We start from the raw sequence: 14,699 nt of genomic DNA, 5'->3' as shown, positions 1-14,699 counted from the left end.
CGTCATCGGTGACGGCACTGAATAACGAACAAGCTCCAGAAGACGAGGTCCGCGCAACGTCTTTTATCAGCGCGGCTCGCGGCGACAACGCGGTGACGCTGGCGTGGATCAACGCGTTGCTTCAGCCCGATGCGTCTGCGAGGAATCGCTTGCAATCGCTCGCGGACGCTCGCAGACGCTCGCGCGTGTCGGTGTGTCGACGCGCTTCTGCCGCGGTCGAGGTCGTCCGGTTGCTTGGACAGCACATTCGACTGTGACTTGCGCCCCCCGCGCTGAGGTTTCAATGCGAGGGTTCGCCGTTGAGTCGATCCGCTCGCAATCCGTCGCACGAAGCCGATTGGCCAGCGGGCAATGCAAAGCTTGCGAGCAATGCAATACCGCAGGCGCCGATCACGAAGTAGGCCGGCGCAGCCAACGAGCCCGTTTCGCGGATCAGCATCGTCGCGAGCAACGGTGCAAAACCGCTGAAGACGAGAACCGATGCGTTATACGAAAGGGCGATGCCGCTGAATCGCACCTGAACCGGGAACTGGTCGGCAAGAACCGAAGCCCATGTACCGCTTGCCAACGAAAAGACCACACCCGCGAGGATGAACAGGCCGACGGGATTTACCGTGTGACCGACAAGCGCTTGATAGAACGGATAGCTCAAGACCACCAGCAAGGCCGCCGAGGTACGCAGAAGATACCGGCGTGGCACCTTGTCTCCCAGCCAGCCCGCTGCAAGCAGGCCGAACGAGCTGACGATCAGATAGGCATTCTGTGCGATCGCCGCCGTCCGGGGCGCATAGTGAAGTTGCTGCACGAGATAAGCAGGCATGTGCCCGTACAGGATGCCATTGACACCGGCCATCACCGCGATCGTGAGCGCCGCGGCTGCGACGGATTTGCCGTGATGACGAAGTGTCTCGCGAAACGGTTGTTTAATCACGGCGCCATGCATCTTCTTGAACTCGGGAGATTCGTCGAGGTTGCGTCGCATCCAGTACGACACGATTCCGCACAGGCCTCCGAACAGGAACGCAACTCGCCAGCCATAAGCCGCCGCATCCGCGCTCGACAGCGCACTCTGAATGACGAGATTGACGACCGTCGCGAGCAACACGCCCACGTTCACCGCGCAGATGATGATGCCCGCGGCCAGCCCTGCCCGATGCGGCGCAGCCTCGACGGCGTAAGTGATCGCGCCGGGCATTTCGCCGCCGACACAGAAGCCCTGAAGCATGCGAAGCACGATCAGCGCGATGGAGGCCGTGATGCCCCAGCTTTGAAAGTTCGGCAGCAGGCCAAGGCAAATGGTTGCGCTCGTCACGACGACGATGGAGCCGAGAAACACCGGGCGGCGGCCATATCGATCGCCCCAACTGCTCAGCACGATGCCGCCGAGCGGCCGGATCACGTAGCCGATCGCCAGCACGGAAAACGCGGCCAGCATGCTCAGCAACGACGACGCATTCGGAAAGAACTGCGCCGCAATGTTGTGCGCGAAAAAGCCGTACACGATGAAGTCGTAGAACTCCAGTGAACCGCCCAGACTAGCGATAAGAATCATCTTCCACTGCGATCGTGTCAGACCGGTGGATTGTGCGAGGCCAGATTCGCTGACGGCGTTGCGGGTTGTCTCCATAACTGCTCCAGTAAGTGTTGGCTTCTTTGTCCAATGATGTGCATGTGCATGTGCATGTGCGATGGTGTGAGAGACTCAGGCGTTTTCGGTACGCTGGTGGAGAACGGCTTGTTCGAGCAATTGATCCACAGCATGCACGCTGTGCGCGACCCCGAACACGTACCGGTCGGGCCGCACCAGCACGGCGACAGCACCGATCGACGCGAGCCACTCGCGAATCGACGCCTCGCCCACGAAGAGCGCGACATCCGCGCGGGCCGCTTCGTCGGGAAGGTTCGGACACGCTTCGAGGACCGCCGGCAGCGCAACCAATGCGAAGCGATACCCGGCGACGTCGTCGAGCAGGCGCCCATCGTTCAGACGCGGCTGCGGCGCAATATGCCCCGCCGTGCCCGAGGCGTCGTCCATCCACTCGCCCGGTCCGAGCTTCGGTTGCGGCGTCACGAATTTGCGGATGGCCTCGGCCATCTCGCAGTCGCGCGCATTCGCGAGTTCCGGGTGTGTCGTCTGGATGACGGAGCCGAGCTGCACAGCGGTTTCGATGAACTCGCGCACGTGCGGCGAGCGTTCCGATTCGTAGGTGTCGAGAAGGGCATCGGATGCTTCGCCGCGAAGGACGGCGCCGAGCTTCCATGCAAGATTCGACGCGTCACGAATACCGGCGGCCATGCCCTGACCCATGAAGGGCGGCGTCTGATGCGCGGCGTCTCCCGCCAGCAGCAGGCGCCCACGGCGCCAGCCGTTCGCGACGACCGAATGAAACGTATAAACGGCCGAGCGCTCGAGCCGCGCATCGGCGGGCGAGATCCAGCGAGCGAGCTTGTCCCAGAGCCAGTCCGCCGATGAGAGTTGCGCCGCATCGTCGCCCGGCATCACCATGATTTCCCAGCGACGACGGTTGCCGGGACCGCGCGTATAGGTGGTCGGGCGTGCGGGATCGCAATACTGAATCGAAAAATCGCCGAGATCCGGCCGTGGCGCGTTGAGCATCGTGTCGACCACGACCCAGCGCTCATGGGATTTGAGATCGGTCAGCTCGGTGCCCATGAAGCGCCGCGCGATGGAGCGCGCACCGTCGCATCCGACGACGTATCGCGCGGTGGCGCGCCCGAGCTTGCCGCGGCTCGTGTCCTCGAAGCGCAACTGGACGCCATCGGCTGTCTCGTCGAGCGCGAAGACCTCGTGACGCAGACGCACGTCGACATTCGATTGCCGCGCGAGACGCTCGCGCAACGCATTCTCCAGATCGGGCTGATGGAATTTATAACTCGCGCACCAGCCGTGAGGTCCGATGCAGGTCGGACGCTGCCAGTCGATCAGCAACTTGCCTTGCGCGTTTACGAACTTCATGCCCGGGCCGACGAACAGGTTGGGCAGCAGCGCATCAGCAATGCCGATCGTCTGGAACACGCGCATGCATTCGCCATCGAAGTGCACCGCGCGGGGCAGCGCAAAGATGTCCTTGTCACGCTCCAGCACCAGCACGCGCAAACCCTGAATCGCGAGCAGGTTGCTCAATGTGGCGCCGGTGGGCCCGAGGCCGATGATCGCGACGTCGTAGTCGCACGTATGCGTTGGGATGATTTGATCTGACATGTTCTTTTCCGCCTGATGAGACGCCGGGCGCGACTCGCCGCGCCCGGCCGCGACGCTTACGCTTCGTCGGCAATCGGGTTGGACAGCACGCCGATGCGGTCCACTTCCACTTCGACCACGTCGCCCGGCTTCATGAAAAGCGGCGGATTGCGTTTCGCGCCGACGCCGCCCGGCGTGCCGGTCACGATCACATCGCCGGGGAAAAGCGGCGTGAACGTCGAAAGATAAGCAATCTGCTTCGCGATTCCGTGAATGAGCATCTCGGTCGTCGCGCGTTGCACTTCCTGTCCGTTCAAACGGGTAACGAGCGTCATCAGCGCGTTCGGCGCGATCTCGTCGCGCGTGACCATCCACGGCCCGAACGCGCCGGTGCGATAGAAGTTCTTGCCCGGCCCCCATTGCGTCGTATGACGCTGCCAGTCGCGCACGGAGCCGTCGTTGTAGCAGGCGTAACCGGCGATGTGATGCCACGCATCCGCTTCGGCGATGCGCCGTCCGCCGCGCCCGACGATCACCGCGATCTCGCCCTCGTAGTCGAATTGCAGCGACTCGGGCGGACGCAGCATCGGCTGACCATGACCGACCTGGGACGCGGGCAGCCGCATGAAGATCACGGGCTGCTCGGTCGTCTCGCGATTCGTTTCCCTGACGTGCTCGGCGTAGTTCAGCCCCACGCAGAAGATCTGCTCGGGATTGGGGATGACCGGCAGCAAGGTCACGTCCGAAAGCGTGTAGTCGGCCGCGATGCCTTCGATTGCCTGGGCCGCTTCGCTGAAGGCGTCCGCGGCAATCAGTGCCTTGAGGTCGGCGAAGCGGGCGCCGAGACGTTTGCCCAGGTCGAATACGGCGTTATCGCGAACGATGCCGAACGAGGGACCCTGCGAGGTCGAGAAGCTGACGAGTTTCATTGATGCTCCGTTGATAAAAGCGGTTGAATAGACTGCCGCGCCAACTCAAAAAACTAGTGCAGTTATCGTATTTTGAGAATAAACTGAATTTATCAAAGGACACAACGTGTTTTTTGTCAGGGTTTATCACTAAGGAGACGAGCATGGAAGGGATGAAGCAAAAGCGGCGGGGTCTCTCGCTGAGCCACATGGGCTTCTACGTGAGCGACATGGCACGGGTCGAAGATTTCTATTCGCGGGTGCTGGAATTCACGGTGACGGACCGCGGCAAGTTGCAGACGCCGAATGGCGAAGTGCGGCTGGTTTTCTTGAGCCGCGATCCGGCGGTGCATCATCAGATCGTGCTCGCGAGCGGGCGCCCGTCGCATCTGGCGTTCAATCCGATCAACCAGATTTCGCTGGAGGCGGACAGCCTCGCCACGCTCCGACAGTTCCACCGCAAGTTCGTGGAGGAGGGGCTCGACGACATTCATCCCGTGACTCATGGGAACGCAGTCTCGATCTATGCACGCGATCCGGAGGGCAATCGGCTGGAACTGTTCATCGACACGCCGTGGTACGTCGACCAGCCGATGCGCGTGCCGGTCGACTTCGCCCTACCGGACGCCGAGCTGATGGCCGATGTCGAGTGCCACGCGCGTACCCTGCCTGGCTTCCGACCTCGAAGTGTCTGGCAAGCAGAGATGGCCGAACGCATGGGACTCGTGTGACGCGGTGAAGCGACGCTGGCCGACATGCATCGCTGCAACCTTCGAGGCCGGCCGTCGGCTGACGTTGCCTGAGATCGCCGACGCCGCGCACCCTTTGATGATGTGAACAGACCCGATCGAGCGGCTTCGTGTGCTGGCTATAATCCACTCACGTCCAAGGGGGCTACCGTCCAGATGTCGAGCATCACCAGACTCTTATCCATCCTCGATTTATTTTCGGAGACCAGGCCGTTCCTGTCCGCCGAAGACGTCGGCGCGGAACTCGATTGCTCGATTCCGACCGCTTACCGCTATGTGCGGGAACTCGTGGATGCGGGCTTGCTCGTGCGCTTCGCGGGTGGAGACTATGGCCTTGGTCCTCGCATCATCAAGCTCGACTATCACTTGCGCGTGTCCGATCCGCTGCTTGCGGCGGGGCAACCGGTCATGCGCGAGCTCAGCGAGCATTCGGGCTTCGACATCGTAATGTCCCGGTGGTATGGAAACGAGCTCGTCGACACCCATCGGGAAACGCACGATACATCACTCGACCTCAGATACGGTCGAGGGCGTCCACGTCCCCTGTTTCTCGGCGCCGCGTCGAAGGCGATCCTGTCGACCTTCCCAAAGGCGAAGCTTGCAGTTTTGTTCGATCACTATGCCGACGACATCGCCCAGAGCGGGCTCGGCTCCACGCTCGAGGACTTCCGCGCATCACTGCTTAAGATCCGGCGCGCGGGCTTTTATCTCTCGAGGGATGAACTCGAGGTCGGCGTTTCCGCGCTCGGGTCGCCGCTGTTCACGGATGACTCGGGCGAAGCGGTCGGCGCGCTGGCGGTGATCGTGCCGACTCAGCGCCTGGAGTTCGCGAATCTCGATCGGCTCATCGAATCGATCAAGGAGGCGGCCGCGCGCATATCGCAACGCACGCGCATCGTCATCGAGGGCCGTCAGTCTGGCGCCGTCGCCTCATCGAGGTAGTCGGCACCTGCCTTGACTTCCGATGAGCGCACATATGCTTGAGGGACGGAATCAGAGAGTTCTTCATGAGAGCGATTGTCAGAAAACAAAGTCGTAAAAGCAACGATATACCGCTCAACGTTCTAAAGCGCACGTCGAACGAAGCTGATCGCGAGCTGGCTCACCTATCAAAAATCGTTGAAACATTGATCGAATTAGACAAAGGATCCTCTCCACTGGGTCCCGCTTATTGGATGGCACGCCTTCGAGAACTTCGCGTTGGCTATGCGCTGCTATCCACTCAACGGGCCCAGATCGCAGCACTTGACACTGTCTTGAGGAATTCGCTGAAAGAGACATTCGGAATGTCGCGCGATCCAAGCGACGCGTTGCCTGAAACATTGAGAACGGCAATGCACCAGCGCGCAAGACCCGCGTGTTCATCAGCTATGCGCAGGGCAATTTGGGCCGGGAGTTGGCGGCCGCACTCAGCAACGCCGAACGAATTGCGACATCGGCTTTCGCGGCGGTCCCCGCCGGATACGCAGATGACTAGCTGTTCGGCGACGGAGAACGGAGGTCTGTTTTCGACCAGCACCCGGCGTTCAAGCGGCCGGCGGGGACGCTGCCTAGCGTCCTCCTGTTACGCTTACTGCCACCGAAAAGTGCTAACAACTTGCTGGTGAACGGCTGGTGATCGTTTCTTGTATCACAACGAGGTTTGCGCGCGACGAAGGGTCGAAACGCCGTACTCGAAACGAAGGATAACGCCGCTGGCCACCAGACGGAACGAAGCCGGTGGGAATCATCGATCGCACTGGAACTCGCAGGCTAGCCTCTATCGCCCGCGACCGGAAATTGGCCGCAAGCGTGGGAGACAAGCGCCGCCGCTATCCCGATTATCTTGTTCACCGTAGCTCGACGGAAACGCCATCGAAACGTGCAGCACCGGCTTGTACTACGGGACGCCTAGATCGAACTACCGCTGGCCGCCTAGGATGCTCGGTGCTGCGGCGATTGACTGGCCAGGTGTCCGAGTCGGTACGACACGGGCCGCGCGCTCGCCGCGACTCATGCGCAGCTTCGCTATTCATGCTCCCGCAAAACGACTAGCCGCTCAGCGAACGGCCCCGAATAGACCAGCTGATAATAAAGGGGCCGATTGCGCAGTGTATAGCCGCGCAACTCCATGATGAGTCCAGGCTGACCACTTTCAATTTTTAGTTCACGTGCGGCGATGTCCGGCAGCACGTCGAACCGGATCCACTGATCCACCCGCTGCGTTGGCAGGGAAAGGCGCTGCGCTACGAGCTCGCGCAGGTTACGTTCAAGCGCGGCGCGATCGACTCCACCCAACTCCGAGAAATCTTCCTCACGCAGCCAGAATTCGCTGTACAGATCGAACCGGCCGCCGACGTTGATCACCCGATCGATGCGCACGAAGCCTTCTCCGGTGAGAAACTCGGACCACGGCCCCTTGCGTTTCAGTCGCTTGACCGAGCGCGCATGGACGTAGGAGGGCAGGTCGTTGCCGTCTGCATCGCGAAAGCGCAGATAGCGCACATCCGCAGGCGCGACTCGCGTGCCGGACACGAACGTGCCGCGCCCCTGTTCGCGAGTAATCAGCCCGGAATGCACGAGTTGCATGAGCGCCTTCTGAACTGTGCCCACGCTCACGCCATGATTCGTTGCAAGCTCGGCTTCAGAGGGCAGGCGGTCGCCCTCGCGCAGGCCTCCCGATTCGATGTGCCGGATGATCGATTCCGACACCATGGATAGCTTTGTCATTTTGTCTCTGAGACTGTGTTCGATCCGGGCGATGGCGGCGTTTCAGGGCAATGGCCCTTGCATGACGCGCCCAAGGCGATACTCCCCGCGTACCGGAACAACCGGTCCCTGACCTTCGAAGCTTTCATGCCTACAGGATGCCACTGTGATCGAGCGCGGCGTCGCCGCCATTTCCGCAATGGGTGGATATTGCCACACACTCCTCGACGTTGCGCGTGATTATGGTGCGATGGCGGCCCTGATGCCTGGAAGCACGAAGAGCGATCTTCGGCGCCGGAGCGAGTGTTCGCTCCTGCTCGAAGATCGCCCTGCCCATGCACGTCGGGCAACCCGATCGAGATTCAGGCGAGCCGGCGACCCAGCGTCTCGCGGACCATCGCAATCCCAGCGAGCGAAATCAGGCCGCAGCCGATCACATAGTAGGCGGGAGCATTGGGATCCTTCGTCAGATGGATCAACAGGGTCGAGAAGAACTGCGAAAAGCTTCCGAAAACGACCACCGCAACGTAATAGCTGACCGAGAGTCCGGTTGCGCGCAACCGCTGCGGCAGCACTTCGCTCACCAGCACGAGCGTCGAAGCGGAGGTCATAGCCATCGGCACGGCAAGGCAACCCGCGACGATCAGCAGGCTAGCCAGCGAATGGAAGTTATTGAGCGCATAGAACGCAGGGTAGATCATGGCCAGCATCCCGATGCGCGACCACCACACGACCTTCCGGCGGCCGACGCGATCGCTCAGCCAACCGGCGAACGGCGAGAGCACGGTGAGCGCCACCGACCCCACGAAGCCCGCCCAGATCGACTGGGAAAGCGGGAGGTGAAGCTGGATCGCGCCGTAGTTCGGGAGATAGAAGACCACGATGTGCACGGCCGACGCCAGCCCGATCATCAGCAGCACGGCCGCGCAGAGCTCGCGCAGGTTGTCCTTCACGAGACGCCGGTGCGAGGCCGCATCGCTCTCGCCCCACTTGGTAGGCACCAGGGTCTCGTCCAGACGCGAGCGGATCATCACGCTGAGCGGAATCACCAGGATGCCGATCACAAACGAGATACGCCAGCCCCACGATGACAGCGCCGATTGCGGCAGGAAATTGGTCAACGACAGGGCGACGAGTGCGGCGAATATGGCTGCGAGCCCCTGGCTGAAAGGCTGCCAGCTCGTATAGAAACCGCGTGATTTTTCGTCGGCGTATTCGAGCAGCATCGCGCTCGCGGGTCCCATCTCGCCGCCGATCGCGAAGCCCTGCAAAAGACGTGCGATCGTCATGATGATCGGCGCCGCCAAGCCGATTTGCGCGTAGGTTGGGGTCAGCACGAGCAGGGCGGCGCTCAGCGCCATCAGCCAGAGTGTGAGCACCACGGCTGGCTTGCGGCCGACACGATCGGCATAGGCGCCGATCACCAGTCCACCGATCGGTCGCATCACGTAGCCAACGCCGAAGGCCGCGAACGAGAACAGCAACTGGCCAAAAGGATCGGTCAGCGGAAAGTACTGCGGCCCGATCATCGTGGCGAAGAAGTTGTACACGACCGAGTCGTAGAGCTCCAGACCGCTGCCGACCGTGATTGCACCAATGGCCCACGGTTTCGACAATGGCTTATCGGATGAAACGTCTGACGTCATGGGCGGCGAAGACGCGGTGGCGACGGAACGATGTTGATGCATGGTGTCTCCTAGATTATCTGGCGGCGCCAGTATGTGCTCTGCGGCTGATGGGACCGGGCGATGCGGTCTCCCGGATCGCCGCGGCGCGATGCGCTCACCGGCCGCGGTGGGTTGCTCTGTTCAGGCGGCACTGCAGGTTTGCGCAGCGCTCGCCTGTTGACGAAGGCGCTGGCCCTCGCGCCACTGAACCATCAACGCGGCCCAGCGCATCTGGGCGGCCTCGATGTTGCGTTGCTTGACGTGGCCGTAACCTCGAATGGTTTCGGGAAGCGCAGCGATTTCCAGCGCCAGCGGAAGGTTCTCTTGCGATAGCGTGCGCAGCAGTTCCTCGATGCAGGCGCGGTACTGGCGGATGAGCGCGCGCTCGGTGCGCCTTTCGTCGGTGTATCCGAAGGGGTCGCAGACGGTGCCGCGCAGACCCTTGAGCGCCGCCAGCCCGCGAAAGGCATTGCGCACCCAGGGCCCGAAAGCGCGTTTGACGTGCTCGCCCTTTGCATTGCGCTTCGACAGGAGCGGCGGCGCGAGATGATGCACGAGCTTGTAATCGCCCTCGAACATTTGCTCGACCTTGCGCGTGAACGCGGCGCCGGTATGCAGGCGCGCCACTTCGTACTCGTCCTTGTAGGCCATCAGCTTGAACAGATTGCGCGCGACGGTGCGAGTGAGCTTGTCGCTGTCGAGGCGCGACTCGACGTCTCCCGCTTTCTCGACGAACGTTTCATAAAGAGCCGCATAGCGACGGTTCTGATAGCCGATGAGAAACTGCGCGCGCTGGTCGATGAACTCGTCGAGCGACGGCTTTCTCGCAAGCTGAATGACCTGGGCGTCGGCGGAGCGCACGGGCACCTGGTCGAGGTCGTGGGCGCAATGGCGGCCCCACTCGAAGGCGGCCTTGTTGCTCTCCACCTGCACGCCGTTGAGTTCGATCGCACGCATCAGGGCGGCGCGCGACAGCGGCACGCGGCCCTTCTGCCACGCGTAGCCGAGCAGCATCAGGTTCGAATAGATCGACTGACCCAGTAGCTGCGTGGCCATCCGTTCGGCGTCGAAGATGCCCACGTCGCCGGGCGCCACCCCTTGCGAGATCGCCGCGACGGACTGATCCGCCGGCGACTTCCAGTCGGGATTGCGCACGAAGGCGGCGGTCGGCGTCATGTGGCTGTTGAGCACGACATAGGTGCGCCCGGCGCGCAGGGTGGACAGCGTGAATTTGTTCGACCCTACGACCGTGTCGCAAGCCAGCACGAGGTCCGCCGAAGCGGCGTCGACGCGCGTCGCATGCAGGGCGTCGCCGCCGTCGGCGATCTGGATGTGGCTCCAGGTTGCGCCGCCCATCTGCGCCATGCCTGTCGCATCCTGCGTGGTGACGCACTTGCCCTCGAGATGCGCCGCCATGCCGAGCACCTGGCCGATGGTCACGATGCCCGTGCCTCCCACACCGGCCACCAGGATGCGGTGCGCCGCGGCGGCGTCAGGCAGCGTCGGCTCGGGAAGGTTCGGCATGTCCGAGAGCTTCACGCTGCGCGCTGCGGCGGGCTTTCTCAACTGGCCGCCTTCGACCGTGACGAAGCTCGGACAGAAGCCCTTCACGCAAGAGAAGTCCTTGTTGCAGGTGTTCTGATTGATCTGGCGCTTGCGGCCAAATTCGGTTTCGAGCGGCTGAACGGCCACGCAGTTGCTTTCGACGGAGCAGTCGCCGCAGCCTTCGCACACGAGCTCGTTGATGACGACGCGTTTTTCCGGGTCGGGCATCGTGCCGCGCTTGCGTTCGCGACGCTTCTTGGTGGCGCAGACCTGGTCGTAGATGATCGCGGTTGCGCCTTGCATCTCGCGCAGCTCGCGCTGAACGTCATCGAGCATGTCGCGATGGCGCACCGTGACGCCCGGCGCGAGATTAGCCGTGCCCGCATACTTGTCCGGTTCATCGGTCACCACGACGATGCGCTTCACGCCTTCTGCGGTGAGTTCGTGGGTCATGCCGGGCACGTCGAGCTGGCCGTCGACGGGCTGGCCGCCCGTCATGGCCACAGCGCTGTTGAACAGGATCTTGTAGGTGATGTTGACGCCGGCGTTCACCGACTGGCGGATCGCGAGCAGGCCCGAGTGGTTGTAGGTGCCGTCGCCGAGATTGGCGAACATGTGGGCGCGCTTGCTGAAGGGCGCCTGGCCCATCCAGGACACGCCTTCGCCGCCCATCTGGGACCAGGACGTCGTCGAGCGGTCCATCCAGACCGCCATGCCATGGCAGCCGATGCCCGCCGTCGCGAGCGAGCCTTCCGGCACGCGGGTGCTGGTGTTGTGCGGGCAACCTGGGCAGAACCACGGCAGGCGGTCCGCGCCGATCCTGGCTCCTTCGGCAGCCGTGCGTTCGGCGGCGTCGATCTGTGCGAGGCGCATGTCCATGCGCGCGGCCACGTCGGGCGGCACACCCAACTTCTTGAGACGCCCCGCGATCGCCTTGGCGACCGTCGAGGGCGTGAGATCCGCTTTCGCGCGCAGCAGCCAGTCGTCGGCCGGCCGGCCGTGGCTCCATTCGCCGCCGGCCGCTTCGCCATCGACATGAACGTACTTGCCGAGCACGACGGGCCGCGCATCGGCGCTGCAATGGTAGAGCTCGTCCTTTAACTGCTGTTCGATAAGCGAGCGCTTTTCCTCGACAACCAGGATCTCGCGTAGGCCGCGCGCGAACTCGCGCACCCCGTGCGGCTCCAGCGGCCACACCACGCTGACCTTGTGCAGGCGGATGCCGAGTTCGCGACACAGTGCGTCCGTGAGGCCGAGGTCGAGTAAGGCCTGACGCGTGTCGCTGTAGGCTTTGCCGCTCGCGATGATGCCGATGCGATCGTTTAAGCCTTCGATGACATTGTGGTTCAGCCGGTTCGCGCGGACATAGGCGAGCGCGGCGGGCCACTTGTACTCCATCATCCGCGCTTCCTGTGCGAGCGGATCATCGGGCCAGCGGATATGCAGGCCGCCCTGCGGCATGGCGAAGTCGTCGGGCAGGCAGATGCGCACCCGGTCGACGCCGCATGACACTGTCGAGCCGGACTCGACCACTTCCTGCACCGTCTTCATGCCCGCCCACAGGCCGCTGAAGCGGCTCATTGCGAAAGCATGCACGCCGAGGTCCAGGATGTCCTGAACGCCCGCGGGAAAGAAAACCGGCAGTCCGGCGGCAATGAAGGTGTGATCGCTCTGATGCGCGAGCGTGCTGCTCTTCGAGACGTGGTCGTCGCCCGCCAGCGCGATCACGCCGCCGAGGCGCGCCGTGCCCGCGAGGTTGGCGTGCTTGAGCGCGTCGCCGCTGCGGTCCACGCCCGGGCCCTTGCCGTACCAGATGCCGAAGACGCCGTCGTATTTCTTGCTCGCCGGATCGAGATCGAGCTGCTGCGAGCCCCAGACGGCCGTCACGCCCAGCTCTTCGTTGACGCCTGGTTTGAACACGACATGGTTTTCCGCCAGATGTTTCTTTGCTTGCCACAACGTCTGGTCATAGGTGCCGAGCGGCGAGCCGCGATAGCCGGAGATGAACGCGGCCGTGCGGTGGCCGGCTCGTGCGTCACGTGCGCGCTGCGCGAGCGGCAGTCGCACGAGCGCCTGGACGCCGGTCATGAAGGCGCGTTCCGTGTCGAGCGCGTACTTGTCATCCAGCGTGACGGTCTCCACGGCCTTGCGGTTTGCTTCTGAGAGAGGGGCATTCATGTAACGGTTACTCGTCGATTGAGGATGTCGGTGGACGGAGCGCTCACGCCGGAAACGGCACGCCAAGCCGCTCGCCAAGCGCGATCAGTTCGTGTGCGATCGGCGCAGGCAGCGTCATCCCGCGTTCGCGGGCCTCGCGCTCTAGCACATCACCGCGCGCACCCGGCAGCCGGGCGTCGTTGCCTGCCGCCACGTAGGTTTGCGTCCACTGGCGCATGTACGCGTCGAAGGCCTCACGTCCCGCGTAGGATTCGGGGCGCACGAGCCACAGAAACGCGTCCTGCATGGCTTCGCCGCGCGGCGTGTCCAGCGAACCTGCGGTTGCGGCAAAGGCGCCAGCCAGACACTCGACCATCATGGCGATGCCCATGCCCTTGTAGCCGCTCATCGGCATCAGCGAGCCTTCGAGCGCGTGTTTAGGGTCCGTGGTGGGCCGGCCTTGCGAATCGAGCGCCCAGCCCTCCGGGATCGGCTTGCCTTCACGAGCGGCGAGCAGAATGTGTCCTCGGGCCGCTACGCTGCACGCCACGTCGAAGACGATCGGGGCTTGCCCCGGCAAGGGGCACCCGAAGGCGATCGGGTTGTGTCCGATCGCCGGGGCGCGAAAGCCTTCGAGCGCGAGCGCCGGCGGCGTGTGCTGCCCCATCATGCTGAAGGCTCCGCCTTCCGCTGCCAGCAACGTATGAATTCCGAGCGCCCCGAGATGGCCGCACGACTGCATCACGACGAGCACCGAAGCGCTCGTCTTTAGCGCCTCTAGTGCGAGACGCACCGCGTGGGGGCCGGCGATCTGCCCCAAGGCGCCGTCGGCCTGTAGCACGATGCCACCAGCGAAAGCCCGATGCGTCATCGCGGGTTTCGGATTGAACTCGTTCGCCTTCAACCGGTTCACGTAGGAGGGAAGACGCGTCATGCCGTGCGTCTTGTAACCCCGCAGCTCACTGCGAACGAGCATCGAGGCCGCTTCGGCCGCGTGATCTCGGGGCAGGTCGCACGCTTCGAAGATCCGTGCCGTCCATTGCTCGATGGTGTCAGGTAACCAGTGCGTGCTCATTGCCCGTTCTCCCGTGCGATGGCAAGACGCTCTTTAAACGGACCGGCATAGACCGACTGATAGTAGAGCGGCCGGTCGCGAAGCGTGTAGCCGCGCAATTCCTTGATAAGGCCGGCCTGTCCCGCAGCGATCGTCAGTTGTTGAGCCGCGGCGGATGGTAGTTCACCGAAGCGGATACATTGATCCACGCGCAACGTGGGCAGCGCGAGCCGTTGGCCCACGAGTTCGCGCAGGTTCTTCTCCAGTGCGGAACGGTCGAGGCCGCCCAGCTCGGCGAAGTCTTCCTCGCGCAGCCAGAATTCGCTGTAGAGGTCGAATCGGCCTCCCACGTTGATGATGCGCTCGATCCGTACGAAGCCCTTGCCGCCCAGAAATTCCGACCACGGGCCTGTGCGTCTGGTGCGCCTGACCGAGCGTGCGTGTACATAGCACGGCAGATCCTGGCCATCGGCGCTGGTGAAGCGAAGGTAGCGGACGTCGGCCGGGGCCACGCGCGTGCCCGACACGAACGTACCGCGACCTTGCTCGCGCGTGATCAGCCCGGAGTGCGCGAGCTGCGTGAGCGCCTTCTGGACCGTGCCGACGCTCACCCCGTGCCGTGCCGCCAACTCGCCTTCGGAAGGCAGGCGATCGCCGTCGTTGAGCGACCCCGATTCGATATCGCGGATGATGGCATCCGACACCATAGTTCGCTTCGTCATGGTCGTT

The 14,699-nt window shown here is 63.2% G+C and carries 12 protein-coding genes; 3 read left to right on the top strand and 9 right to left on the bottom strand.

Going from position 1 to position 14,699, the window contains the following annotated elements; genetic code table 11:
- Positions 1-257: hypothetical protein (locus AWB74_RS47750; protein WP_235024860.1), on the top strand; the 257-nt coding region annotated here is incomplete at its 5' end.
- Positions 258-280: 23 nt separating this feature from the next.
- Here the strand turns inward: AWB74_RS47750 and AWB74_RS38935 are convergent.
- From AWB74_RS38935 to AWB74_RS38925, 3 genes are all read right to left on the bottom strand, one after another.
- A complete protein-coding gene (locus AWB74_RS38935; protein WP_061151906.1) occupies positions 281-1,627 on the bottom strand; it encodes an MFS transporter in 1,347 nt (448 codons plus the stop codon).
- A gap of 75 nt (positions 1,628-1,702) precedes the next feature.
- A complete protein-coding gene (gene mhpA / locus AWB74_RS38930; protein ID WP_061151905.1) occupies positions 1,703-3,223 on the bottom strand; it encodes a bifunctional 3-(3-hydroxy-phenyl)propionate/3-hydroxycinnamic acid hydroxylase MhpA in 1,521 nt (506 codons plus the stop codon).
- Between the two features lie 56 nt (positions 3,224-3,279).
- The gene (locus AWB74_RS38925) at positions 3,280-4,131 is read right to left on the bottom strand and encodes a fumarylacetoacetate hydrolase family protein (RefSeq protein WP_061151904.1); all 852 of its coding nucleotides are present in this window, start codon (positions 4,129-4,131) and stop codon (positions 3,280-3,282) included.
- Positions 4,132-4,274: 143 nt separating this feature from the next.
- Between AWB74_RS38925 and AWB74_RS38920 the strand changes: the two genes are divergently transcribed.
- Complete coding sequence (locus AWB74_RS38920; protein WP_061151903.1) at positions 4,275-4,841, top strand: VOC family protein; 567 nt, start codon at positions 4,275-4,277, stop codon at positions 4,839-4,841.
- A 174-nt stretch (positions 4,842-5,015) separates the two neighbouring features.
- Positions 5,016-5,801 (top strand): IclR family transcriptional regulator, encoded by a 786-nt coding sequence (locus AWB74_RS38915; protein WP_061151902.1) that lies wholly within the window; start codon positions 5,016-5,018, stop codon positions 5,799-5,801.
- 280 nt (positions 5,802-6,081) lie between these two features.
- Here the strand turns inward: AWB74_RS38915 and AWB74_RS47745 are convergent, their stop codons facing one another.
- The 6 genes from AWB74_RS47745 to AWB74_RS38885 all read right to left on the bottom strand — a co-directional run bounded on the left by AWB74_RS47745 (position 6,082) and on the right by AWB74_RS38885 (position 14,692).
- On the bottom strand, positions 6,082-6,378 hold the full coding sequence (locus AWB74_RS47745) for a hypothetical protein (RefSeq protein ID WP_143749426.1): 297 nt from the start codon (positions 6,376-6,378) through the stop codon (positions 6,082-6,084).
- Between the two features lie 488 nt (positions 6,379-6,866).
- Positions 6,867-7,568 carry a GntR family transcriptional regulator gene (locus tag AWB74_RS38910; protein ID WP_061151901.1) on the bottom strand — a complete coding sequence of 234 codons (702 nt, stop codon included), beginning with the start codon at positions 7,566-7,568 and terminating at the stop codon, positions 6,867-6,869.
- A gap of 341 nt (positions 7,569-7,909) precedes the next feature.
- Entirely contained in the window at positions 7,910-9,235 is a 1,326-nt protein-coding gene (locus AWB74_RS38900) for an MFS transporter (protein WP_087039445.1), read from the bottom strand.
- A gap of 120 nt (positions 9,236-9,355) precedes the next feature.
- Positions 9,356-12,937 carry an indolepyruvate ferredoxin oxidoreductase family protein gene (locus AWB74_RS38895; protein WP_061151899.1) on the bottom strand — a complete coding sequence of 1,194 codons (3,582 nt, stop codon included), beginning with the start codon at positions 12,935-12,937 and terminating at the stop codon, positions 9,356-9,358.
- Between the two features lie 43 nt (positions 12,938-12,980).
- Positions 12,981-13,991, bottom strand: a complete 1,011-nt coding sequence (locus tag AWB74_RS38890; RefSeq protein ID WP_061151898.1) for an Ldh family oxidoreductase — start codon at positions 13,989-13,991, stop codon at positions 12,981-12,983.
- Positions 13,988-14,692: a GntR family transcriptional regulator gene (locus AWB74_RS38885; protein WP_061151897.1), complete on the bottom strand. Its 705-nt coding sequence runs from the start codon at positions 14,690-14,692 to the stop codon at positions 13,988-13,990. Before AWB74_RS38885 ends, AWB74_RS38890 begins: the two co-directional genes overlap by 4 nt.
- Positions 14,693-14,699 lie beyond the last annotated feature (7 nt).

Source organism: Caballeronia arvi (assembly GCF_001544695.2).
GTDB lineage: Bacteria > Pseudomonadota > Gammaproteobacteria > Burkholderiales > Burkholderiaceae > Caballeronia > Caballeronia arvi.
This window is presented reverse-complemented; position numbering and strand designations above follow the sequence as displayed.